A 580-nucleotide genomic window follows, 5' to 3' on the forward strand; every position below is an offset into this window, starting at 1 on the left:
GATAACTGTCGCACTGGTATCGGAAATGTCAATAACCATTGGCATCAGTAAGATGTTCGGAGCGCTGATGTCGGGGGCGGGCAGGGTGGTGACAGTCATTGCCTGACTTGTTGTAGGGCCGTTAGCTTGCTCATCACTTACTTCAGCAATAACTGTGTACGCAGTATTCGGACTCAAACTTTCGATAAGAATTTGATGGCAAATCGCTAAATCCGAAAGAGTGAAGTGTTGATCATCAACATATATCGAGCCTCTAACCGGCTCATCTGCACACAAAGATAAGGTAAATTGCTCATGCGTTATATTTGATGCATAAGGGCCTTCTAGTATCAGGGGTGCCCGATAATCCGGTACAGCAAGCGTTGTAAAACTGGTACTTAGTGTTTCAGAGGCCCTGTCATCTTTATCTAATGAATGGACATCTGCCTGATAAAGAGTCTCGGGGCCCAACCCTGTCACGACGACGCTATGCTCAGTGCTTAGTGTGTCTGATTGATAACGTAAGCCGTTTGATAAATCTACAATGCTTGAGCCAGGTTTATCACTTGTCCATTCGATAACAGCGCTTGAGTCGGTGATA

1 protein-coding gene is annotated in these 580 nt (G+C 45.5%); it reads right to left on the minus strand.

What is annotated here, in order from left to right:
* Positions 1-580, minus strand: a 580-nt coding sequence (locus A3757_RS26405; protein WP_197469818.1) for a hypothetical protein, incomplete at both ends; no start/stop codon positions are given.

It is taken from the genome of Oleiphilus sp. HI0117 (genome assembly GCF_001635235.1).